This window comes from Bradymonas sediminis (assembly GCF_003258315.1).
Classification (GTDB): Bacteria; Myxococcota_A; Bradymonadia; order Bradymonadales; family Bradymonadaceae; genus Bradymonas; species Bradymonas sediminis.
In genome coordinates this window covers 2,960,565-2,981,717 of the sequence record NZ_CP030032.1, presented here as the reverse complement: position 1 = coordinate 2,981,717, position 21,153 = coordinate 2,960,565, and the positions used below count along the sequence as shown (strand labels likewise).

Annotated in this window: 21 protein-coding genes; 16 read left to right on the top strand and 5 right to left on the bottom strand. The window is 57.8% G+C overall.

The features are described from left to right. Positions 1–210: 210 nt before the first annotated feature. From DN745_RS11220 to atpC, 15 genes are all read left to right on the top strand, one after another. On the top strand, positions 211–495 hold the full coding sequence (locus DN745_RS11220; RefSeq protein WP_111334875.1) for a DUF7710 domain-containing protein: 285 nt from the start codon (positions 211–213) through the stop codon (positions 493–495). 542 nt (positions 496–1,037) lie between these two features. Then, a complete protein-coding gene (locus DN745_RS11210; RefSeq protein WP_111334871.1) occupies positions 1,038–2,102 on the top strand; it encodes an RHS repeat-associated core domain-containing protein in 1,065 nt (354 codons plus the stop codon). 14 nt (positions 2,103–2,116) lie between these two features. Then, the gene (locus DN745_RS11205; protein WP_133621758.1) at positions 2,117–2,836 is read left to right on the top strand and encodes an Imm52 family immunity protein; all 720 of its coding nucleotides are present in this window, start codon (positions 2,117–2,119) and stop codon (positions 2,834–2,836) included. A gap of 484 nt (positions 2,837–3,320) precedes the next feature. Next, positions 3,321–4,310 carry an RHS repeat-associated core domain-containing protein gene (locus DN745_RS11200; protein ID WP_111334867.1) on the top strand — a complete coding sequence of 330 codons (990 nt, stop codon included), beginning with the start codon at positions 3,321–3,323 and terminating at the stop codon, positions 4,308–4,310. Next, positions 4,304–4,831, top strand: coding sequence for a hypothetical protein (locus tag DN745_RS11195; RefSeq protein WP_111334865.1), 528 nt, complete (start codon positions 4,304–4,306; stop codon positions 4,829–4,831). The genes DN745_RS11200 and DN745_RS11195 overlap by 7 nt, the downstream gene beginning before the upstream one ends. 201 nt (positions 4,832–5,032) lie before the next feature. Continuing rightward, entirely contained in the window at positions 5,033–6,082 is a 1,050-nt protein-coding gene (locus DN745_RS11190; protein WP_111334863.1) for an RHS repeat-associated core domain-containing protein, read from the top strand. Between the two features lie 5 nt (positions 6,083–6,087). Beyond that, a complete protein-coding gene (locus DN745_RS11185) occupies positions 6,088–6,615 on the top strand; it encodes a hypothetical protein (RefSeq protein WP_133621759.1) in 528 nt (175 codons plus the stop codon). A gap of 210 nt (positions 6,616–6,825) precedes the next feature. Continuing rightward, on the top strand, positions 6,826–7,224 hold the full coding sequence (locus DN745_RS11180) for a hypothetical protein (protein ID WP_111334859.1): 399 nt from the start codon (positions 6,826–6,828) through the stop codon (positions 7,222–7,224). A gap of 878 nt (positions 7,225–8,102) precedes the next feature. Then, the gene (locus DN745_RS11175) at positions 8,103–8,597 is read left to right on the top strand and encodes an ATP synthase F0 subunit B (protein ID WP_111334858.1); all 495 of its coding nucleotides are present in this window, start codon (positions 8,103–8,105) and stop codon (positions 8,595–8,597) included. Between the two features lie 100 nt (positions 8,598–8,697). Then, positions 8,698–9,339, top strand: coding sequence for a F0F1 ATP synthase subunit B family protein (locus tag DN745_RS11170; protein WP_111334856.1), 642 nt, complete (start codon positions 8,698–8,700; stop codon positions 9,337–9,339). 80 nt (positions 9,340–9,419) lie between these two features. After that, positions 9,420–9,965 carry an ATP synthase F1 subunit delta gene (gene atpH / locus DN745_RS11165; protein WP_111334854.1) on the top strand — a complete coding sequence of 182 codons (546 nt, stop codon included), beginning with the start codon at positions 9,420–9,422 and terminating at the stop codon, positions 9,963–9,965. 168 nt (positions 9,966–10,133) lie between these two features. After that, a complete protein-coding gene (gene atpA / locus DN745_RS11160; RefSeq protein ID WP_111334852.1) occupies positions 10,134–11,690 on the top strand; it encodes a F0F1 ATP synthase subunit alpha in 1,557 nt (518 codons plus the stop codon). Positions 11,691–11,752: 62 nt separating this feature from the next. Further along, entirely contained in the window at positions 11,753–12,640 is an 888-nt protein-coding gene (gene atpG / locus DN745_RS11155) for an ATP synthase F1 subunit gamma (protein ID WP_111334850.1), read from the top strand. Positions 12,641–12,736: 96 nt separating this feature from the next. Then, the gene (atpD, locus tag DN745_RS11150) at positions 12,737–14,341 is read left to right on the top strand and encodes a F0F1 ATP synthase subunit beta (protein WP_204354976.1); all 1,605 of its coding nucleotides are present in this window, start codon (positions 12,737–12,739) and stop codon (positions 14,339–14,341) included. Between the two features lie 131 nt (positions 14,342–14,472). Then, positions 14,473–14,925: an ATP synthase F1 subunit epsilon gene (gene atpC / locus DN745_RS11145; protein WP_111334848.1), complete on the top strand. Its 453-nt coding sequence runs from the start codon at positions 14,473–14,475 to the stop codon at positions 14,923–14,925. A gap of 248 nt (positions 14,926–15,173) precedes the next feature. Here atpC and DN745_RS19575 read toward each other — a convergent pair whose 3' ends face one another. From DN745_RS19575 to DN745_RS11115, 4 genes are all read right to left on the bottom strand, one after another. Further along, positions 15,174–16,019 (bottom strand): Kazal-type serine protease inhibitor family protein, encoded by an 846-nt coding sequence (locus DN745_RS19575; protein WP_204354975.1) that lies wholly within the window; start codon positions 16,017–16,019, stop codon positions 15,174–15,176. A gap of 387 nt (positions 16,020–16,406) precedes the next feature. Then, the gene (locus tag DN745_RS11125) at positions 16,407–16,877 is read right to left on the bottom strand and encodes a hotdog fold domain-containing protein (protein ID WP_111334846.1); all 471 of its coding nucleotides are present in this window, start codon (positions 16,875–16,877) and stop codon (positions 16,407–16,409) included. Positions 16,878–16,971: 94 nt separating this feature from the next. Then, entirely contained in the window at positions 16,972–17,589 is a 618-nt protein-coding gene (locus tag DN745_RS11120) for an LURP-one-related family protein (RefSeq protein ID WP_204354974.1), read from the bottom strand. Positions 17,590–17,721: 132 nt separating this feature from the next. Continuing rightward, on the bottom strand, positions 17,722–18,345 hold the full coding sequence (locus DN745_RS11115; protein ID WP_204354973.1) for an LURP-one-related family protein: 624 nt from the start codon (positions 18,343–18,345) through the stop codon (positions 17,722–17,724). Between the two features lie 273 nt (positions 18,346–18,618). Here DN745_RS11115 and DN745_RS11110 point away from each other — a divergent pair, with 273 nt between their 5' ends. Further along, the gene (locus DN745_RS11110) at positions 18,619–18,984 is read left to right on the top strand and encodes a PilZ domain-containing protein (RefSeq protein ID WP_111334840.1); all 366 of its coding nucleotides are present in this window, start codon (positions 18,619–18,621) and stop codon (positions 18,982–18,984) included. A 104-nt stretch (positions 18,985–19,088) separates the two neighbouring features. Here the strand turns inward: DN745_RS11110 and DN745_RS11105 are convergent, their stop codons facing one another. Continuing rightward, the gene (locus DN745_RS11105) at positions 19,089–21,116 is read right to left on the bottom strand and encodes a S8 family serine peptidase (protein ID WP_111334838.1); all 2,028 of its coding nucleotides are present in this window, start codon (positions 21,114–21,116) and stop codon (positions 19,089–19,091) included. Positions 21,117–21,153 lie beyond the last annotated feature (37 nt).

The following is a 21,153-nucleotide window of genomic DNA, read 5'->3' as shown; positions in this document are numbered from 1 at the left end:
AGGCTGCGATTCGTAAGGCAGGGAAAAAAATTGGAAGATGGAATCAATATCAAGAAAAATATGGCGGTGTCGTTCAATGAACAGATCAATTATGGAAATATAGCTTTAGAACACTTTTGAAGTGCCCGATTTGTTTGATTTACTGGTCAATTGGTGGTCTTATTTCTGTCATGAGTTCCCTCCAGTAACTGATGGTAAGAGGAGTATAATATGGGAAGAGATAACTTAAGCGGCCTTTGGGTGTTTAACGGTGCTTGTGCGCGTTTCCCGTGCGGTGTGTTTAGTACACGTAAGCTCGCAGAAACTGAAATTGAGCGATTTGGATTAACAGGAGTTCTTACAGAATATCCATTAGATATGACAGTTTTTGAATGGGCTGTGACGGAAGAATTGTTTGCTCCTTCCGAGGAACAGCAAAACTCTCCGGAGTTTATTCAGCGTTTTACCTCAGCACATCTTGAACACTACCATTATGAGGATGGTGAACTTGCATAAGCTGGTTTTGTTTTGGTGTTGAAGAGGCAGCCATATCGACTTTAGCAGCTCATGTTGTACAAGTTTGATGGAGTAGTTTATCGATTTCGTCGAACTCCGCCTCGGTGGGGAGATCGTGCTGCGGTCAACGGGGCCGTCGGTTGCGCAGGCACGACCCTCACCCTGAGCACCCGCAATCTCGAGCGGCCTGCAGCACCCAACACCCCGTATAAACCAGGACCCGTTTCGTAAACTCAATTACGACCAAAACGGGCGGGTGATTTATCAAGGCGTATTCGAGCCCGGCGAGGGCGCCACGAGCGACCGCGAAACGTTGATGGATGTCTTTTACGACGCCGCCGGCTGCATGGCCCAAATCGACCGGGTAGCCGAGACCCCAGTGCGTCCGGGGGTCCCAGATCGTCGCCGACAAAACCACCCGCCACGTCTGCGGCGAGGGCGGGCGCCGCGTCCTGCGCGAGACGACCAACAACCTCACCGGCAAAAAGAAACGCGTCATCGACTTCGCAGGGCTCGCCGAGATCCGCCCCGACGAGGGCATCATGCTGTTGCGTGTGCCGGTCAACGGCGCCGTGATGGTCGAGGAGGCGCGCTCACTAGTCGACGGCGGGCTCGACGCGCGCCAATCCGGCTACCTGCACACCGATATCCGAGGCTCCACGCTCGCCAAAACCGACTGGTCCGAGCAGATGTCGCTGCCGTTTGAGGAGGCCGAATACGGTGCGTGGGGCGAGACGCTTCGGGTCAGCGAGCTCGACGCGCCGACCCACCAATTTGTCGGCTTTGAGCCGGACCCGGCGACCGGGTGGTATTTTATGGGAGCCAGGGTTTATAACCCGGCATTGAGGCGGTGGTTGTCGCCGGATCCGTTGTTGTTGGCGGCGCCGCAGGTGGATAGCGCTGAAGGTCTGGAGTTGAATCTCTATTCCTATACAGGCAATAACCCTGTGGGATTCATTGACCCTACCGGCAACATTCGAATCGCATCTGCCGACTATGATAGCCGGGCCGTCGGCGACGACCGTCGCGGACAAATCGCAGGATCACCGCCTCATTTTTCGCCATTTGTGCAGGGGGTAAGCGCCGCTGTTATGACAGGAGCAATGGGGATGCTTGCAATCGCGGCATCTGGGCCTGTGGATGTGGCGAATGCCGTGGATTCGGCGGGTATAGGGAATTATGCTCCGGCTGCATTGTCCGCTGGCATGGCTGCCTTACCTATCGGACGTCTTGGCAGATTTGTACCGCGAAATCGGAGCATGTCAGTCCGAGCTGCAAAATATCAATCGCAAATTACTGGAACGGCCGCGAATATTGAATTCAACCTGAAGGGTGTGGATTTTGATGGACTTAAGGACGGTGTGTTATTAGAGGCGAAAGGGCCCGGCTATGCGAAATTTATCAGCAAAAAGACTGGTGAGTTTGAAGATTGGTTTGACGGGGCAACGAAGTTGCTCGACCAAGCTAGGCGCCAAGTTAATGCCGCCAAGGGGGCAAAGGTTGAGTGGCATGTTGCCGAAGAAAAGGCTGCGAGTACCATCAAGGAGCTTTTGAAGTCACAGAGGGTAAAGGGTATAAATGTGAAGCACATTGAACCCGTTGACTAAATAAGAGGACAAAATTGAATAACAGATTTTTAGTGCGATTATTCTGGGGCGAACGACGTGAAACAGCGGCAGAATGTGCCCATCGTTTTAAAACATCCCTGGAGCGACTGGCCCAGTTGGCTCCTGAATTTCAGCAATGGTATCAGGGCATTAACGGCCCTGGTCAAGCCAATGAAGAGCATCATCTAGACCACACACAATTAACACGTTTCATAGAAGAGGGGCGTGATACGGTGGCACCGCCAAAAATGGCCGACGAATTGGGCTTTTCTGTTCGAACTTGGTATTCTTATGGTGATGACGAATTAGGAAAGCTTATAGTCCATTGTGGTGGATACAATCACGGACCATATGGGCCATTTAATAGTGTCATCTTGAACCTTCCAGATGTGAACCCACGCCTAGAGTTAGATGAAATATTTAGTATTCTTCGAGCGCTGATTGAGATATGGGAGCCTAGTTGGGCGAATATCTGGAATGATGAAATTATGGATGCAGTGCCAGAGCTGGAGGTCGACGCGCCCGAGATGGGTTGGATGTTATTCCTTGAGAACGAAAGAGGGCCACTTCCGGAGTTGGGAGAAGCGTTCAAAGTTGTTCAGATAGATTCTGGCAATATTATTATAACGGGTGAAGAGCCACCGTCTTCCGAGCGAAATGACGGCATCAAACATCTCCATCAGCTACACTCAGAGTTGATGGCTGCGGGTGTATTGGGTCCTGTGAACGACTAACGAGTCGAGAGAGACTCTTCGTGCATCATTATGTCACCGCATTCTCATCTTAGTATTTATCACTAGTTTTAGCTTCCTGGATCGACCACCGCGTGGGGCGGCAAGGCCCCACGCGGTGGTCGATTTGATAGATAATCAGTTGGGGCGGCCCGAATACACTTATCGCCAACCAAACCACCCGCCACGTCTGCGGCGAGGGCCGAGTGCTGCGGGCGACGACTGATAACCTCACCGATCAATATAAAGCGCGTCATCGACTTCGCCGAGATCTCCCCCGATGAGGGCATCATGTTACGTCGCGTGCCAGCGCCGCCTCGCTAAATAGAGTGCTTATTAAAGCAACGTCTCTCCAGCGCGACGCCCCCCTTCTGACGCGCTCCGCTGCGTTGCGTATCGGCAAGGCGTCGCGCGGCGAAACGTCGCGTACCAGAAACGCGTCATCGACTTCGCCGGGCTCGCCGAGATTCGCCCCGACGAGGGCATCATGCTGTTGCGCGTGCCGGTCAACGGCGCCGTGATGGTCGAGGAGGCGCGCTCGCTCATCGACGGCGCCCGCGACGAGCGCCAATCCGGCTACCTGCACACCGACATCCGCGGCTCCACGCTCGCCAGGGCCGACTGGTCTGAGCAGATGTCGCTGCCGTTTGAGGAGGCCGAATACGGTGCGTGGGGCGAGACGCTGTCGGTCAGCGAGCTCGACGCGCCTACTCACCAATTTGTCGGCTTTGAGCCGGACCCGGCGACCGGGTGGTATTTTATGGGGGCCAGGGTTTATGACCCGGAGTTGAGGCGTTGGTTGTCGCCGGATCCGTTGTTGTTGGCTGCGCCGGATATCAACAGCGTTAACGGCGACGAGCTCAATCTTTATACGTACTCAAAAAACAATCCAATAACATTTACTGATCCCGAAGGGCTTTTGGCGAACTGTGGTGTGGGTTGTGAGGATGAAATTGATTACGGTCTCAAAACCGGGACAATTGAACTCGGTGGTAAGGGAATTGCGATGGCAGCTAAAGGGCTTTTTAAGCTTGTTGGCAAAGCTGCTCGTCTGCTGAAGTCAGCCAAAAATTCGAACGCAGCCGACAATACAGTAAAAGTTACCACATCACTTGAAAATGCACATAAGACCGCCAAGGCAGGGCAAGAGATAAGTCAGTTTTCGCGAGAGCAATTGAAGTGGAAGAGTGCTCTATATTCGAAAAACATCACACTTAAAAACCTCGGGCGTCCTGGCAAAAGAAGAGGTGTACGGGAGCTACAAGGTGATGCAAACGATGCGCGGAAAGTATTCGATCGCTTGAGGAATGGGAATGTTGTCACGGAAGCCAAGGGCGGCGTATTTGTAGCAAAAGGTGGAAAGGGTGGGCATATTACCTTGCGAGAAACGTTAAAATTTGGACCGCCAACAGTGGATGTTCATGGTGTTGAAGATGGTGTTAGGAAATTAAAATTTATTGGAGAAAGCAAATGGTAGACACTCTTACAACGAAACAAGAACGAGCTCAGCTTCTTCAAACTTGGAAGCAGGCGTTTGCTAGCAATAATCCGTTCGGAGACCCCTTTCGTGAAGATTGGAATGTGCTTTTGTTTTATCCGACCTACGGCTATCACTTTGAAGAGCATCAATATGACGCGTTGATGGCCGCGGTACTTCAAAGCGGTGCGGGCGAAGCACTCATTTTGGAAAGTGAGCTTGAATCAAAGTCTTTTGAAGCGGCACAAAGCTGGCGAATGACGCCAGATACTCAATATGCCGAATACTGTGAGATCGGTATTCGGGTGGAAAATAGTATTTGGTCTCCGAGCGGTAAATGGGGGGGGATGATATCGCATGAGCTTCACGCGATCATCGGTGGCGAGCCTGACTTTATAAAGACATTGCTGTCGACAGCACCCTTTGCACAGCAGGAACAGGATGAGTTGCTGAAGTTTTGGGAGGATAATTCTGACGTCGAGTGGCTTCACAATATCATCGCGCGTCGGGGGATTTTATAAGTTCAAAGTCCGAATGATTGTGAAAGCCGGGGCGAACGACAACAACGAAAACCTTGGATGAGCACAGAGTAAACCACCCGCCACGTCTGCGGCGAGGGCGGCCGCCGCGTCCTGCGCGAGACGACCAACAACCTCACCGGCCAAAAGAAGCGCATCATTGACTTCGCCGGGATCGCCGAGATTCGCCCTGACGAGGGCATCATGCTGTTGCGCGTGCCGGTCAACGGCGCGGTGATGGTCGAGGAGGCGCGCTCGCTCATCGACGGCGCGCGCGACGAGCGCCAATCCGGCTACCTGCACACCGACATCCGCGGCTCCACGCTCGCCCGGGCCGACTGGTCCGAGCAGATGTCGCTGCCGTTTGAGGAGGCCGAATACAGCGCGTGGGGCGAGACGCTTCGGGTCAGCGAGCTCGACGCGCCGACCCACCAATTTGTCGGCTTTGAGCCGGACCCGGCGACCGGGTGGTATTTTATGGGGGCCAGGGTTTATGACCCGGAGTTGAGGCGGTGGTTGTCGCCGGATCCGTTGTTGTTGGCGGCGCCGGAGGTGGATACGGTTGGGGGGCAGGAGTTAAATCTGTACTCTTATTCACGAAATAATCCGGTGGGGCGCATCGATCCAGAAGGTACTTTCAGCAGCGTGATTACTGGGGTTGTTGACCCAGAACTACAGCGGGCTATCGTCGAACCTATAGTGGGCTTTTTCGCTGAATACGTCGCCGTTCCTGGCATCGCCGGTATGTTCGGAGATAATACGTCGAATACACCTGATTTGGGTGAGCAGACTGTTGCGCGGAATTCACTGGGTGAGGAAGCTTTTAATGCTGCTACAGGGGGCAGATTTGGAGGTATTGGCAAAGGCGTCAAAAAGGTCAAAAGTGCTCGTGCTGCTCACAAGGCGAAGGCGCCACATGTTGCCAAAAACGCATTGACTAAATATCGAGGTAAAACCTGGAATCTGGGAGACAAAGCTGAAGTTCGCCTTACCAAAAGAGATATGGAGCATATTCTCGTGCGACACCATCCCAAGCATTGGACTGGTACAACAAAGAAAACGCAAACTTTCTTTAAGTCTGAAATGACGATTGATGATATAGAAGGTGTTGTTGGGAAGATTATTCATCGGAATAAAAGTAAAATTAATCGCAACGGAGATAGTCAATATATTCGTGGGGTCGTGGACGGTCAGGCCTATAAGGTGGGCTTGCGCGACGGTCATGTCCGCACTGCTTTTCCTGTTAAGGAGTGATGATTATGAAGTCTAAAGGCGTTTTGAAAATAGAGAACGTGATTCGGATGTCCGACGGTAGTTTTATATCGCTAGAGGAAGCGACCAGAGTAATCCCTGACACGCTTTTTGAAGATACTGAAAATAAATGTGAACCGTTAGGAATTTACAAGTTGATTGTAAATGGTAACGTGTTCATGGATGAAAGTTTTTTTGATAGCATTATTGATATGTGGGGGTATTTTATCAATGCGGTGGAAGACTTTCTAAATGGAGACCCGGCGGAAATTGGTTTTTTTGATCAGCCAATTACATTGAAAATGATTCCCGACCGGAATCAATCGGTCAAACTTGTTTTAGACCCTTGTGTGGAGCCGGTTCGGGCGGTGTTGGTTTCGAGGGATTCTTTCTTGAAAGAATTTGTTCGTGCTGGTTACGAGTTTTTCAGGATATGGGTTGACTATGATAAAGCTCGTAGCGAAGAATCGGTCTCTAGCTACTTCGAACGTATTAAGAAAATTGAAAGCGTTGCGAACAAAGAGTTGCGAATATAGATGAATGGTTTAGAGTTACGGATTCAATGTTGATATTTGTTTTAAGTAGAGCTTTTAGTTGTTCTTTTTTAAATATGAAGAGGTGGTTGGAAAAGGGGTGTAAATAGGATAGTCGTAAGTGTAGTCCTCGGTTTGTAGAATTGGTTGTCATTTCTTTGCTCCGGGAGATAAATTCATTAAATATGTTAAAGAAACCTCAACCAGATTGTTTTGCTGGTGAATTCGACGGAAGACCAGAAAGTCGGTCAAAAAAAATGCGTCATCGACTTCGCCGGGCTCGCCGAGATCCGCCCCGACGAGGGCATCATGCTGTTGCGGGTGCCGGTCAACGGCGCCGTGATGGTCGAGGAGGCGCGCTCGCTTGTCGACGGCGCGCGCGACGAGCGCCAATCCGGCTACCGGCACACCGACATCCGCGGCTCCACGCTCGCCAGGGCGGATGGGCTGCCGTCTGGGCTCGTCAGTCGTATTCACCGGCCAGTCAAGCTGGCCGGGGCCTTCGCTTGCTGCGCCAGCCTCTCCAACCTCACCGTGAGCGCCCGCAGTCTCGACAAGTCTGCAGCACCCGGCGACCTGCCGTGCGCCCGTTCCGGCAATGCATGTAATTAGGGTCGACCCCCGCTGCAGGCATTGTCCGACCCTGTCCAGTAGGGATTAACCCCCGCCGTTTGCGTGTGATGAACGGCTGCGCCGGCCCGTCATCCAGGATGCAGTATATGGCGGGATGGGCGCGGTGGGGCGTGGCCCCGACGAAGGGATCATGTTGCGTCGCGTCCCGGTCGGCGCGGCGCGTCGCGTGCCAGCAACGCCTCGCCAAATAGAGCACCTTTTAAAGCAGCGCATCTCCAACGCGGCGTCCCCCCTTCTGACGCGCTCCGCGCGCCATCTTCCCCCAAAGGGGGCAGAATTACGGTTGCGCTCTCGGGGCGCTTTGGGCGGGCGAGTTTAGGGGCGCTCCAAGTTGGCGATGGGTTGCGTTTTGATGCGTGTTGCTGAGGCGTTGCGAGAAGAGACCCATTGCGTGCCAGAAGCGCCACAAACACCGCGTGCTAAGAGCGCCCCGCAGGAGCAACAGTAGATCTTCCCCTCTGGGGAAGATGTCGCGAAGCGACAGAAGGGGGGCTGCGTGCCTGCGAGGCGTTGCGTATCGCCAAGGCGTTGCGCTCTCGGGGCGCTTTGGATTTGCGGTGCGTCGCGTACCAGCAAGCCGTCCCGGTGCGTGCCATATAAGTAAGGCGTCGCGAGCGATCTCGGCGTCTCCGGCGCATATAGAATCGCCGCCCGCGTAAGGCGAGGGCGCTTGGCGATGATCGCGCCCCTTTAACCCTATGGCTTGACACTCTCGAATTGGGCGTGTTAGTCCCGCCGCGCGTGCTCCCAGGGCGTTGAAATTGAGCCCCGAGTTCACGCGATGAAGACTTCCAAAATGGAAGCGAGAAACCCGGACGACCACCACCGGTCATGGTCCCTCAGTAGAGAGCCTAATAATGTTAAATAGCCTGGCCGTATCGGCCCTATCCAGCGCCCTGTCGACTCAGTCCACGCCCCTTATCGCGGCCGTGGCCATTGATATCGATGGTACGATCATCGTCCAGATGGTCCTTTTCTGGTTCGTTCTTGGATTCCTTCACTTCACGCTCTTTCGCCCCTATTTGAAGGCGGTTGATGCGCGTGAAGAGGGCGTCGACGGATCGCGAGAGGAGGCCGCTGAGATGCAGACGCGCGCCGGCCGCGTGATCGAGGAGTACGAGGCGAAGATGCGCCAGGCCCGCCGCGACGCCACCGACGTGCGTGAGTCCCTGCGAAACCAGGGCCTCCAAGAGCAGAACGATATGGTCGGCGAGGTCCGCGAGCAGATTCAGCAGGACCTTGAGATGGAGCGCGGCCGGATCGAGGCCAAAGTCCAGACCGCTCGCGCCACGATCCAGACCCGCGCGAAGTCGCTGGCTGGTGATATGGTCCGCCAGATTTTGCCCCAATAATCATTGCGTCTTCGCCGCTCGCGCCCAGACCTTTGCGTCCCGGGCGCCGCGGTGTTAGTGCCGCAGTTGAATTCGAGCAGATTGAAATAGGTATTGAGCCATGAAGTTGCGAACACAGAAATTGGGCAAGGCCCGCCGTACCATCCGCACCTCGCGCAGCGTCGCTGTGGCGATCGCCGCGGCGTTGCTGCTGCTCGCCCAGCCGGCCTTCGCCGCCTCGGGCGCCGCCGGAGGGTTTGATTGGCTTTCCTGGGGCGTAAGCATTGTTAATTTGCTGATTTTCCTCGGGATTCTCTATAAATTCGCCGGCCCCGGCATTACGAAGCATTTCGAGGGGCGCCGGGCCCAACTTCTGGAGAACCTCGACGAGGCGCGCGCGCTTCGCGAAGAGGCCGAAGCCCGTCTCGAAGAGTATAGCGCCCGCCTGGACTCGCTTGAGGCCGAGCGCAAGGCGCTGCTCGACGAGTACCATATGCAGGGCGAGCGCGAGAAAAAACGCATCATCGAGGAGGCGAAAGCCCAGGTCGATAAGATGCGCGCCGACGCCAAAACGAGCGTTGAGCAAGAGATCAAGAAAGCGGTGGCCTCCCTTGAGCGCCAGATGGTAGAGCAGGCGGTCGAGCAGGCCGAGAGCATCGCGCGCGCCGAATTGGACGCCGGTCGCCAGAAGGCCCTGCTTGACTCCTATACCAAAGAATTGAGTTCGATGGACGCGATCCACGGTTCCGGACGCGCCGCATAAGTTATGCCCTGGGCCGCAATCGGCCCGGGCGTCAAGTCGCTGAATTTCCAGCATCTTTTAGCATTTAAGAGTGAGCACTCATGGCAGGCGAATTAGTTGCAAGAAGATACGCGCAGGCGCTGCTCGACATCGGTGTTGAGCGCGATAATTGCGAGACCATTCGCGAGCAGTTGAACCAATTGGCTCAGCTTCTCGAAGAAGTTCCGGCCTTCAGCAGCGTATTGCTCAATCCGAGTCTTCGGCTGAGCGAGCGTCGCGACGTGATTCGCGCGATCGCCGATAAATATAAGTGGGATCCGGTGGTGCGTAACTTCTCGCTGATTCTGCTCGACAACCATCGAGTGGATGTCGCCGGCGCCATCGCTCGCCAATTCGGCGAGATGGTCGACAAGCGCCTGGGCAATATCCGCGCCCACGTGACCAGCGCGGTCGAACTGGACGCCACGCAGCGCGCCGAGATTAAGGCAGCGCTGGTGAAGCTCACGGGCAAGAATGTGTTGCTTGAGACCGACACCGACGCCGAGATTCTGGGCGGCGCGATCACCCGCATCGGCAGCGTGGTCTATGACGGCTCGACCCGCAGCCATATTGAGCGGCTGCGCCAGTCGATTCTGGCAGAAGTTTAATCGGTCCCCCGCCAAGGCGGACCGTAGCAATAAATTATCTAGCGGACTCAGAAGCTACTTTTTGAGTCATTGAAATTTGGTAAGTCGCGCCCTCCCAAGAGGGTGTGTTCTTAAAGCGTTAATAGCGGGCTCGCCAACCAGGCGGCCCCCCAGAGGCAGGGAAAAGAGATGGACATTAATATCGAAGAGATCAGTTCCCTTATTAAGGAGCAGATTGAGAACTACGATAAACGTGTCGGCGTCGAGGAAACCGGCACGGTCATCTCGGTCGGCGACGGTATCGCTCGCATTTACGGGCTCGAGAAGGCCCAGGCCGGCGAGTTGCTCGAATTCCCACACGGGGTTCTGGGCATGGTTCTTAACCTCGAGGAAGACAACGTTGGTGCCGCGCTTCTGGGCGACGGCTCCAAGATCGTTGAGGGAGACCAGGTCAAACGTACCGGTCGTATTACCGACGTTCCGGTCGGCCCGGAGCTGCTCGGTCGCGTCGTCAACCCGCTGGGTCAGCCCATTGACGGAAAAGGCCCGATCGACGCCAAAGAGCGTCGTCGCGCCGAGGTCAAAGCCCCCGGAATTATCGAGCGTAAATCGGTTCACGAGCCGCTGCAAACCGGCATGAAAGCCATCGACTCCATGGTCCCGATCGGACGTGGCCAGCGTGAGCTTATCATTGGTGACCGTCAGACGGGTAAGACCGCTGTCGCCATCGATACGATCATCAACCAGAAGGGCCTCGACGTTAAGTGCATCTACGTCGCCATCGGCCAGAAAGAGTCGACGGTCGCCCAGATCGTGGACCGTCTGCGTCAGCACGGCGCCCTTGAGTACACCACGGTCGTCAGCGCCGCGGCTTCCAACCCCGCGCCGCTGCAGTACCTCGCACCGTACGCCGGTGTCGCCATGGGCGAGTATTTCCGTGATAACGGCCAGCACGCGCTGATCGTGTATGATGACCTCTCCAAGCAGGCCGTCGCGTATCGCGAATTGTCGCTGCTCCTTCGTCGCCCGCCGGGACGCGAAGCGTACCCTGGAGACGTCTTCTACATTCACAGCCGTCTGCTTGAGCGCGCCGCTAAAATGAGCGACGTCGAGGGTGCAGGTAGCCTCACCGCGCTTCCGATCATTGAGACCCAGGCCGGCGACGTCTCGGCGTATATTCCGACCAACGTCATCTCGATTACCGACGGTCAGATCTTCCTTGAGACCGACCTGTTCTTCTCGGGTGTGCGTCCCGCCATTAACGTGGGTATCTCGGTTAGCCGCGTCGGTGGTGCTGCTCAGATTAAGGCGATGAAGAACGTCGCCGGTACGCTGAAGCTTGACCTGGCTCAGTTCCGTGAGCTCGAGGCTTTCTCGCAGTTCGCCTCCGACCTCGACGAAGCGACCCAGCGCCAGCTGGCCAAGGGTGTGCGTCTGGTCGAAATCCTCAAGCAGAAGCAATTCTCTCCGCTTCGCGTCTCCAAGCAGATCCTCATCATCTTCGCCGCCAACGTCGGCTTTGTGATGGACTTGGAGGTCTCCGACCTCGCCAAATACGAGGAAGGCCTCTACGAATTCGCTGAGAGCAAAGACCCCGAGATCTGGGATAAGATCGAAGGCGACGGTAAATTCGGTAAGAAATATCGTACCGATAAGCAGTCCAAGGTCACCGCTCAGGTGCTCGATATCCTCGACGAATATACGGCAAACTTCCTGGCCTCTCTTGAGCCGGCCGCTGCCGAATAAGTGTCAACCCTGTCTGCCGCCGGACCGTTGGTCTGGCGGCAACACTGATTTGCGATGAGACTATGCCAAGCCTCAAAGATATTAAGAGTCGAATTGGGTCGATTAAGAACACCCAGAAGATCACCAGCGCGATGAAGATGGTGGCCGCGGCCAAATTGGCCCGCGCCCAGGAAAACGTCGAAGCTGCGCGCCCCTATGCCACGAAGATGGGCGAGGTGATCGGAAACCTGGTTCAGCGCGCGGAGGGCGGCGGACATCCGCTGCTCGACCAGCGTGAGGACGCCGATCGCGTGCTGGTGTACGCGATCTCGAGTGACCGGGGTCTCTGCGGTGGATTTAACTCCTACCTTTTTCGAAAGGTCGATAAATTTATCGCCGACGAGAAGCTCTCGGGCGAGAAGGTGTCGGTGGTGACCGCGGGTACCAAGGGTCAGAACTATTTTCGTCGCACCAAGCGCCACTCCGTGGGGCATTTCGACGATGTGATCGACCTGCCGGGATTCGATGAGGCGCGCCGCGTGGCCAAACATGCGGTCGAGCTCTTCACCAGCGGCGAGTACGACAACGTCTATATCGCGTATAACGAGTTCATCTCGGCGATCGAATATGAGACGCGCCTTGTGCCGCTGCTGCCGTTGAGCCAGGAGCTTTTCGAGAGCGCGGAGGGCGCCGAGGCCGCGACTGAGTCGGCCGACTATATTTATGAGCCCGGCGAGGAAGAGTTGCTCGCCCAGATGCTCCCGTCCTACGTCGAGGTCCTGGTGCTGCAGGCGCTGCTTGAGTCCTACGCGGCCGAGTGGAGCTCGCGCATGGCCGCCATGGACAGCGCGACCAAGAACGCCAGCGATATGATCGAGTCGTTGACGCTGCAATATAACCGCGCCCGTCAGGCCTATATCACCAAAGAAATCTGCGAGATCGTCAGTGGTGCCGAATCGCTGAAAGGGTAAGACCCGACTGGGTCGACCCGAGGCGCGTCGCGAAGTGATGACTCGGGCAACAAAATTAATTCGAAGTCTTTTTGAAATAGATTCAGGAGAGAGAAAATGAACACCGAATCCAACGTTTATGGCGAGATTCGCCAGGTCACCGGACCGGTCGTCGACGTCGCATTTCCGGCCGGTTCCGTGCCGGGCGCGCTGACGGCGCTGCGGGTTACCAACCCGCTGGTGAGCGACAAAGAATGGAACACCGTTCTGGAAGTCTCGTTGCACCTGGGTGAGGGCGTGGTTCGCGCCATCGCCATGGACTCCACCGACGGTCTGACCCGTGGAGCCAAGGTCAAAAATACCGGCGCCATGATCACGGTTCCGGTCGGTCGTGAGGTGCTCGGACGTATCCTCAACGTCACCGGTACCCCGGTGGACGGCGTGAGCATTTTCCAACTCAAAGATGGCACGGCTGTGCGCGGTACGCTCGACTCCGAGAGCGACACCGCCTACACGGTCAAAGTCCGCGGCACCACCGCCGACACGATTCACGACTTCGAGGTCGTTCAGGTCTCCAAGACCAACGTCGCCGCAGTGCTCGAGACCGAGGCTACGCAGCGTTGGCCGATTCACCGTCAGCCGCCCCCCTTCGAGCAGCAGGCGGTCGCGACCGAAGCCTTCGAGACGGGCATTAAGGTTGTCGACTTGCTCGCCCCGTACGCACGTGGTGGTAAGGTCGGTCTCTTCGGTGGTGCAGGTGTTGGTAAGACGGTTCTGATTCAGGAGCTCATCAACAATATCGCGCTTGAGCACGGTGGTTTCTCGGTGTTCGGCGGCGTCGGTGAGCGTACCCGTGAGGGTAACGACCTTTATTTCGAGATGATGGAGGCCGGTGTTCTGGCCGCCAACGGCGACTGGGCCAACTCGAAGGTTGCGCTTTGCTTCGGTCAGATGAACGAGCCCCCCGGAGCGCGTGCGCGCGTTGCCCTGTCGGCGCTGACCATCGCCGAGTATTTCCGTGACGAAGAAGGCCAGGACGTGCTTCTCTTCATCGACAATATCTTCCGCTTTACCCAGGCAGGCTCGGAGGTTTCCGCGCTCCTTGGACGTATCCCGTCCGCAGTCGGTTACCAGCCTACGCTGGCCACCGAGATGGGTAACCTTCAGGAGCGAATTACGACGACCAAGAACGGCTCGATTACCTCCGTTCAGGCCATCTACGTTCCCGCTGATGACCTTACTGACCCGGCTCCCGCGACCGCATTTGCTCACTTGGATGCGACCACCGTTCTCTCGCGTCAGCTCGCCTCGCAGGGTATCTACCCGGCGATTGACCCGCTCGACTCGACCTCGACGATTCTGTCGGCATCGGTCGTCGGCCAAGAGCATTATAACGTCGCCCGTCGCGTGCAGGAGACGCTGCAGCGTCACCGCGAGCTTCAGGACATCATCGCGATTCTCGGTATGGACGAGCTGTCCCCCGAGGACAAAAAGACCGTTGAGCGCGCGCGTAAGATTCAGCGCTTCCTGTCGCAGCCCTTCCACGTCGCCGAGCAGTTCACCGGTATGCCCGGTAAATACGTCAAACTCGAAGACACCATCGCGGGCTTCGAGGCGCTTCTTAACGGCGAGGTCGACCATCTTCCCGAGCAGGCATTCTACCTGCAGGGCACGCTGGACGACGTCAAAAAACGCGCCGAAGAGATGGCCGCAGAAGTTTAATTCTAGCCGAGGGCGCCGGCGTCCGTGGACGCCGGCGCCCTCGATATCACAGACGCATCGCTTCTCCGATCGGGCGCGCGCGCCGCGCCGTCCGGTCATTATGAAGACTTTAGGCTCGCTGAGAGAAAATCATGGCTGCAGCGCAAATTAAACTCGAAGTTGTGACCCCGACCCGAGCCGTATTGAGCGTGGAGGTCGACGAAGTCGTCCTCCCCGGATCGTTGGGACAAATGGGCATCTTGCCCGGGCATTTGCCTCTTTTGACCGGCCTGGACGTCGGCGCGATGATCTTGCGCGACAACGGCACCGAGCGCCGCTTCTTCATCGACAAGGGATTCGCAGAAATCCTGGACGACAAGATCAGCGTGCTCACTCAGGGCTGCGAGGGTGTCAGCGATATCGATATCGAGCACGCTCGCGCGGAGTTCAAGGAAGCCGAGCAAGAGATCGGACGCCTTGAGAAGTTGACCAACGTCGAGGAAGTCGAGGACACCGAAGAGCTTCTGAAGCGCTATCGTGAGTCCCTGGAGCGCGCGCGTACGCGTCTTCTTGTCGCTGGTGAAGGCGACGCCTCCGACGCCTGAGTTCGGGACAAACAATTACACCGTTTTGATATTGGATGATTGTTCAGAATTGGTGGATGATTGATTGAGCGGCGCCCCTCGGGGCGCCGTTATTTTTTGCCCAAAATCGCTTCGATGAATTGGGCGGCGGTCGACTTGGCGGTGAGTATCGTGGAGGGCTGGCGCCTGGCGCATATGAAAAAGCCCCGCTCTCTGGGAGAGCGGGGCTTCTTAGTGCGAGGCGCGGCGGCCATCGGCCGCCTTAGCTTTTAGTAGGCGGGCATGGAGTTGCACGCGCCAACATAGTCGACCGAGACGCCTTCGAGCAGGGCGTTGCACTCGTTGGTGTAGGTCTGGCCGTCGCAACCGCAGACCGGGTCATATTGGGTCGAGCAGACTTCCGGGCGCGACTTGCACTCGCCGGTGGCGTCGGCGCGACCGCAATAGGCGTTCGAGCTATAGACGCAGACCTGGTCGGCGTCGCAGGTGTCGCCGAGGCGCGCGCCACAGGCGGTGGGCTCGGCGTTGCACATGCCCTGGTGCACGACCGACACGTGGGCGACGCCGGCGGCGCAGGCGTTCGAGTAGGTTTTTCCGTCGCAACCACAGACCGGGTCATAGACGGCGGGGCACATGGTCGGGCGCTCCTGGCAGGTGCCGGGGCCGGCCTCGATGCCGCACTGGTTCGGGTCGTTCGGGACACACGCGGTGCCCTCGGGGCAGGTGTTTCCGGTCTGGCCACCGCAGGTCTGCACGGGCGCGTCGCATGCTCCTTCGTGCGCAACCGATACGCCGGCGCCGAGCGCGTTGCACTCGTTGGAATAGGTGCGTCCGTCGCAACCGCAGACCGGCGCATATTCGCGGGTGCACAGCTCGGGCGCCAATTGGCAGGTGCCCATCTGGTCCCACATGCCGCAGTTTTGAGCCTGCTCGAAGATGCAATTCTCGTCGGGGTTCACGCAGGTGAGGCCCTGGATGCCGCCGCATTCCGCGAAGCTGGATTCGGGGGGCGGTGGGGGCGTGTCGTCTTCGCCGCCACAGGCCAGAATGCTCAGGATCAGCAGCATGCTCATCAGAGCCGCGCCGAAGGTCATCATTTTGTCGAGTTTCTTCATCAATTCTCTCCAATTAATTTGGGGCGATTCGCCCACTAAATAATAAAAACTACGAATATCTAAATAGCTACAGATTACTGAATTGGTTTGGCGATTGATCCGGCGGCGACTGGGGCAGTGGATCAACGCGGCCGACACCTGTGAATTAACGCACTGGTGAGAACGTCAGGCTGACTGCCGCTCGATGCTCTTGCCGCCATAGATAATCGTTGCCTCTCCCTAGTTTAATTTATTTGACATAGTCAAGAGTGCTCTGCGGGGTGTGGCGAAGGTAAACGCCAGGTTCCACAAAAAAACGCCCCGGACCGTGAGGGCCGGGGCGGTGTGCTGCGGGTGCTGCGCTGCCGTCGGGTCGAAGACCGAGGCGGCGCGGTTCGTTCGCGACGCTTAGTTCAGCGGACCGATCAGCCATTTGGCGCGCGCGCGCGTGACGATGTCGCCGCTGGTGTCGCGCGTCACGACCTCGAGGACGTATTCGGCGCGCTCGTTGGTCTCGGGGATCTCGCAGTGGCACTCGGCGGTCAGGGTGCCGCGGGCTTTCTTGAGATAGTCGATCTCCAGACCGGTCAAAATCGCGCGGGTCTTCGGCGGCAGCGAATACGTGAACGCGAGGCCCGACGAGACCTCGGCGAGGTTCATCAGCGCGATGGCGTGGATCGACTTGAGGTGGTTTCGCACCTGTTTGCGGTCGCGCATCTCGATACGGGCGTAGCCGCGCTCGAGGTCGCGAACGATGGGGCGGATGGTCCCGGTATAGGGCGCCATACGGCCGACGATTCGACCGAAGACATGGCCGCCTTTGGGCACGTTTTTGAGTTTATCCCAGGTCTTTTGCAAAATGGCGAGTGGATCAGCCATGAGGAAGGTTCTCCGAAAAATGTTTTGGGGGAGGGCGCGGCCCGCAGTGCGTGGTGCCGGGGCGGGTTGGTCGCGCCGGTCAAGATGCACTGCTTTAGCCGCGGCGCCGCTCGATGGCAAGCAAAAGTACGGCCGCCGCGATTCCCAGGCGCCGGTCCAACAACTGTTCGGTGTCCAGGGAGAAGTCGATGTCGAAGCGCGCCACGAACGGATTGAGGTGCTGGCGAAAGACGGCGACGCGCTGGCCATAGAGTTGGACGTAAAAGGCCTGTGGGAGCAGGTGGAGCATCAATCGGCGCGCCAGCGCGAGGTGGTCCTCCTCGATGACACCGATCTCGGCGCCCTCGTTATTTTGGATGAGCCAGCGGTCTCGCCAGAGGCTGCGGAGCCCCTCGCGTTTGAGCACGCCGAGCGCTTCGCCGGCCGGCGTCGAGATATCATAGGCCGCCGAAAAGTCGATCATATGGCGCGCCCGGATACGGATCAGCGGGGTCGCCATCGATTCGTCGCGATAGATGGTGATCGCTTCTTTGAAGCGAAACGCCTTTTGTTTGACGAAAAAATGCAACTTCTGGTTGGGGCCGTAGACCCGAAAAACGCTCCCCCAGAGCGTGAGCGGTTGCTTGCGCGCGGTATAGCGCTCGCCGGCGAATCGGCTCAACGCGTTGCGAGCGAACGCGGGTACTTCGTCTGTTGCCCTCGGTGCGCTCATGAATGCACTACTCATTTGGGGGATAAATCGTGAGCATTGTAGCACGGGTGGGGCGGATTGGCAGAAGGGAATTGCTTCGTGGGTGCGGTGGAGGCCGGGGCGAAGGAGTCGCCCCGGCTGAGCCGCTATGAATTAGCCCTGGCGGCCTTCGATGGCGAGCAGCAAAACCACCGACGCGATGCCGAGGCGGCGGTCGAAGAGGTCCTGCTGGTCCAGTGAGAAGTCGATATCGTATTTGGCGATAAAGGGGTTGAAGTGCTGACGGTACTCCGCGGCCTTTTGCCCCTTGATGGTGACGGTGAAGGACTGCGGTATCAGGTTCGACAGGAAGCGGCGCACCAGGGCCAGGGCCGCTGAGTCTTCTTCGATGGTGCCGACGGTTTGACCGCTGGCGTCGAGGACATGCCATTTGTCGCGCAGGATGCTCTTTAGGCCGTCGCGCTTAAGGGCGCCAATGGCCTCGCCCTGGGGCGTCGTCACATCGTAGGTGCCCGAGAAGTCCATGATGCTGCGCGCCTGAATCTTGAGGACCTCGGTGGTCATGGTTTCGTCGCTATAGACGGTGATCGCCTCTTTGAGCTTGAATGCCTTTTGCTTGATATAAAACCGCAGATCGGCGTTCGGCCCATAGATATGAAATTGCTGACCCAAAAAGGAGAAGACCTTTTTGCGGGCCATAAACTGTTGGCCCGAGAAGTGCGTTAGGCCATTCTCGACATAGTTCGGTGCGTCTGTAGGCTGCGGTGCTGCGCTCATCAGCGTTCCCTTTGGTCGGGTAAAATTATTGGATTGCGGCTGAAGCATATCAGTTGGTGGGCTGGATTGAATAGCGTAAAACGGCGCGTGGGCGATCTTTTTAGGGCGGTTGAGGGCGTGAGCCAGGGAGGACCCAAAAAACTTGGCAGGCCGGGGCGCTGTGGTATTCAGTGGTCGTGGTTGCACGGTGGAGCGCAGTGGTCTGCGTTGCCAGGCGATGCACGGGAAGCGCGCGGGAGATGCGCGCCGTGGACATTCAGTAGGAGAGAGCTCATGGAAGAGACGCGAAGAGAGCAAGAGCGCACGGAATGCGACATTATTCTGAATAAGGTGGAGAACGGGAATCGCAACATCTGTCGGGCGACGAATATCTCGTTGAGCGGCATGCAGCTCATGCGTTTGTTGGAGCCGCATCGAAAGAGCGACGAGGACGCGAGTGCGCTGCGATTGCAATTCACCTTGCCGGGCCAACCGGAGCCGCTGGATGTTAAGGCCGAGCGAATCTACGACTGTGAAGATGGACTGGTCGGGGTGCGCTTCGTAAATATCTCGCACCAACATTTTGTCCTGCTGCGCGACTGGCTGCGGGAGCAATCGATCTCGAGCATCCCGGTATTTCGGGAAAAGGCTGCGAGTTGAGTAGCGATTGAGTGCATTGATTCGAAAGCAAAAAAAGCGAGCCAAATGGCTCGCTTTTTTTGCGTTTAGCCCAGCCGGCGATTGGCCGGCTGGGGACGACAAGATTAGTAGCGTTTCAGGCTGAAATAGCCGATGGCGAAGCTAACCAGACCGTTGAGCCCAAGCCACGTGCGGTCGAGCAGTCCGGTGCCCGGAATCCACTGCACGTCCGAGGTGAAGAGGAAGGTCTCGGTGAGCAGGAATCCTGCCATGCCCAGGGCGATGCCGGAGGCGATATATTTCCAGCGCTTGCTTCCGCCCAGCAGGGCCACCGCGCCCAGGGGAATGAGGAAACTGGCGAGCAGCGGGTTCTGGTTGAAATTCGCCCCGAATAGAGCCAGGTCGGCCTCGGCCAGCGGATGGGCGAGCGTGCTCACGACCGCCCCAAAGATGCCCGCGTCGCCGACGAGGAATGGCAGGAAGAAGAGTCCACTGGCGCTCAGCGCGCTGATGGCGAGGACCTTGGGTTGGAAGCCGCCGGCGACGCCGAGCAGGTCTTTTCGACGCACGCCCACCAGGGCGAAGATTGCGAGGAGCAGGCCACCGGCGAAGCGCCACGAACCCTGGCCAAGCGCGGCTGCTTTGACGGCCTTATCGGCCTGCATCAGCCCGGCGCCGTAGTGCTCCTGGAATTCCTCGGCGCTGTCGAAGCGGTCGCGGAAGGAGTCGTCGGCGGTCTTCGTCAGGATCTTCTCGACTTCTTCGGGACGCGTGATGCCCTGGCTGATAACCAGCGCGGCGGCGGCGGCCACATGGGGGCTCGCCATCGACGTTCCCATATAGAGGAGGAAGTCATGCTGGTCGGTTTTGCCGTCCTTCAGGGTTTGCTGCATGATGCCGTCGGGGCGCCCGTCGCCGTTTTGGTCCACGCGGGTGTTGCCACCGGGCGCGGCGATATCGACGAATTTACCCCATTGCGAATAGAAGGTGGTGTTCTGGTCGAATTGGGTCGCCGCGACGGCGATGACGCCCTTATAGGCAGCGGGGTAGCTCGGGCCGCGTTTGCCGCCGTTGCCGGCTGCAGCCACGACGGTCACGCCTTTTTTGTTGGCGTATTTAATCGCGCGGCTCATGACCAGGCTGGGGAGCGGTCCGCCCAGGCTCATATTGATGACCTGCGCGCCGTTATCGGCGGCGAATCGAATCGCGTCGCTGATGTCGGAGACCTGTCCGAAGCCCTGCGAGTTCAGGACGCGAAGCGGCATGATCTTGGCGTTGAACGCCAGGCCGGCGACGCCGTAGCTATTGTCGGTGGTCTGGGCGATGGTGCCGGCGACATGGGTGCCGTGGCCGTGGCCATCCCAGGCGAAGTCGTTATTGTCGACGAAGTCATAGCCCGCAACCATGGCGGTTCCGTCGAGGTCTTTGGGGCGGGTGATGCCGCGCTCTGGAGCGTTCTCCATGGCGACGCCGGTGTCGATGACCGCAACGGTCACGCCACGGCCGGTCGACACCTTCCAGGCGCTCTCAGCGCCGACCTGTTTGAAGTTCCATTGGAATTGGTAGAGCGGGTCGTCCGGCGCCCCGTCAAAGAGCGGGGTGTTGCCGGGCGTCGGCGCTGCGCTTTTGTCGTCGGCGCTCATGTCGCGGGCAGAGGCTGCCTGACCAAAGAGCGAGTATTCGAAGTTCTCTTCGACGGCCTCGATCAATCCTGCCGGTGCGCTGGCGAGGACGCAGTCCTTAATATACGGCACCGCGCCCTCGGGGACGTCGGCGATGAAGAGGTTCTCATCGTCGCTATATTGGCTATTGAGCCGCAGCTGCAGGCCAACCTGCTCGCCGAACGCGACGATCTCTTCATTCGGGACCGCGTCGTCGAAGTCGAAGAGGATCTGGTCGCCGCTGGGGTCGGTGTCCATGATGGCCTGGGCGAGCATGGGATCGGCCCCCATGGCGGCCCGCGCCTGCGCCGGCGAGTAGGCCGGGATATTCTTGGTGCTCGGCTGAGCCCCGTTGAGGCAAGCCTGCCAGTCTCCCAATGTCTTCTGGGGGGCCTGGGCCGACGCGATCTGAGGCGCCCCAATCAGCATCATCAGCAACGTTGCTGGGACGGCTCCGAGGCGAAGCCAATTCGGCGCGCGTTTAGTCATCATGGTCTGCTCCTAATTGAATGTCAGCGATTCTGATTGC

Bases quoted from the DNA above. Each gene is read 5' to 3' on its own strand.
- atpA (WP_111334852.1), top strand. From the start codon at position 10,134: ATGGACATTAATATCGAAGAGATCAGTTCCCTTATTAAGGAGCAGATT.
- DN745_RS11175 (WP_111334858.1), top strand. From the start codon at position 8,103: ATGTTAAATAGCCTGGCCGTATCGGCCCTATCCAGCGCCCTGTCGACT.
- DN745_RS11105 (WP_111334838.1), bottom strand. From the start codon at position 21,116: ATGATGACTAAACGCGCGCCGAATTGGCTTCGCCTCGGAGCCGTCCCA.
- atpG (WP_111334850.1), top strand. From the start codon at position 11,753: ATGCCAAGCCTCAAAGATATTAAGAGTCGAATTGGGTCGATTAAGAAC.
- DN745_RS11110 (WP_111334840.1), top strand. From the start codon at position 18,619: ATGGAAGAGACGCGAAGAGAGCAAGAGCGCACGGAATGCGACATTATT.
- DN745_RS11195 (WP_111334865.1), top strand. From the start codon at position 4,304: ATGGTAGACACTCTTACAACGAAACAAGAACGAGCTCAGCTTCTTCAA.
- DN745_RS11170 (WP_111334856.1), top strand. From the start codon at position 8,698: ATGAAGTTGCGAACACAGAAATTGGGCAAGGCCCGCCGTACCATCCGC.
- DN745_RS11120 (WP_204354974.1), bottom strand. From the start codon at position 17,589: ATGAGCGCACCGAGGGCAACAGACGAAGTACCCGCGTTCGCTCGCAAC.
- DN745_RS11125 (WP_111334846.1), bottom strand. From the start codon at position 16,877: ATGGCTGATCCACTCGCCATTTTGCAAAAGACCTGGGATAAACTCAAA.
- atpC (WP_111334848.1), top strand. From the start codon at position 14,473: ATGGCTGCAGCGCAAATTAAACTCGAAGTTGTGACCCCGACCCGAGCC.
- DN745_RS11210 (WP_111334871.1), top strand. From the start codon at position 1,038: ATGCTGTTGCGTGTGCCGGTCAACGGCGCCGTGATGGTCGAGGAGGCG.
- DN745_RS11200 (WP_111334867.1), top strand. From the start codon at position 3,321: ATGCTGTTGCGCGTGCCGGTCAACGGCGCCGTGATGGTCGAGGAGGCG.
- DN745_RS11185 (WP_133621759.1), top strand. From the start codon at position 6,088: ATGAAGTCTAAAGGCGTTTTGAAAATAGAGAACGTGATTCGGATGTCC.
- DN745_RS19575 (WP_204354975.1), bottom strand. From the start codon at position 16,019: ATGAAGAAACTCGACAAAATGATGACCTTCGGCGCGGCTCTGATGAGC.
- DN745_RS11115 (WP_204354973.1), bottom strand. From the start codon at position 18,345: ATGAGCGCAGCACCGCAGCCTACAGACGCACCGAACTATGTCGAGAAT.
- atpH (WP_111334854.1), top strand. From the start codon at position 9,420: ATGGCAGGCGAATTAGTTGCAAGAAGATACGCGCAGGCGCTGCTCGAC.
- DN745_RS11220 (WP_111334875.1), top strand. From the start codon at position 211: ATGGGAAGAGATAACTTAAGCGGCCTTTGGGTGTTTAACGGTGCTTGT.
- DN745_RS11190 (WP_111334863.1), top strand. From the start codon at position 5,033: ATGCTGTTGCGCGTGCCGGTCAACGGCGCGGTGATGGTCGAGGAGGCG.
- atpD (WP_204354976.1), top strand. From the start codon at position 12,737: ATGAACACCGAATCCAACGTTTATGGCGAGATTCGCCAGGTCACCGGA.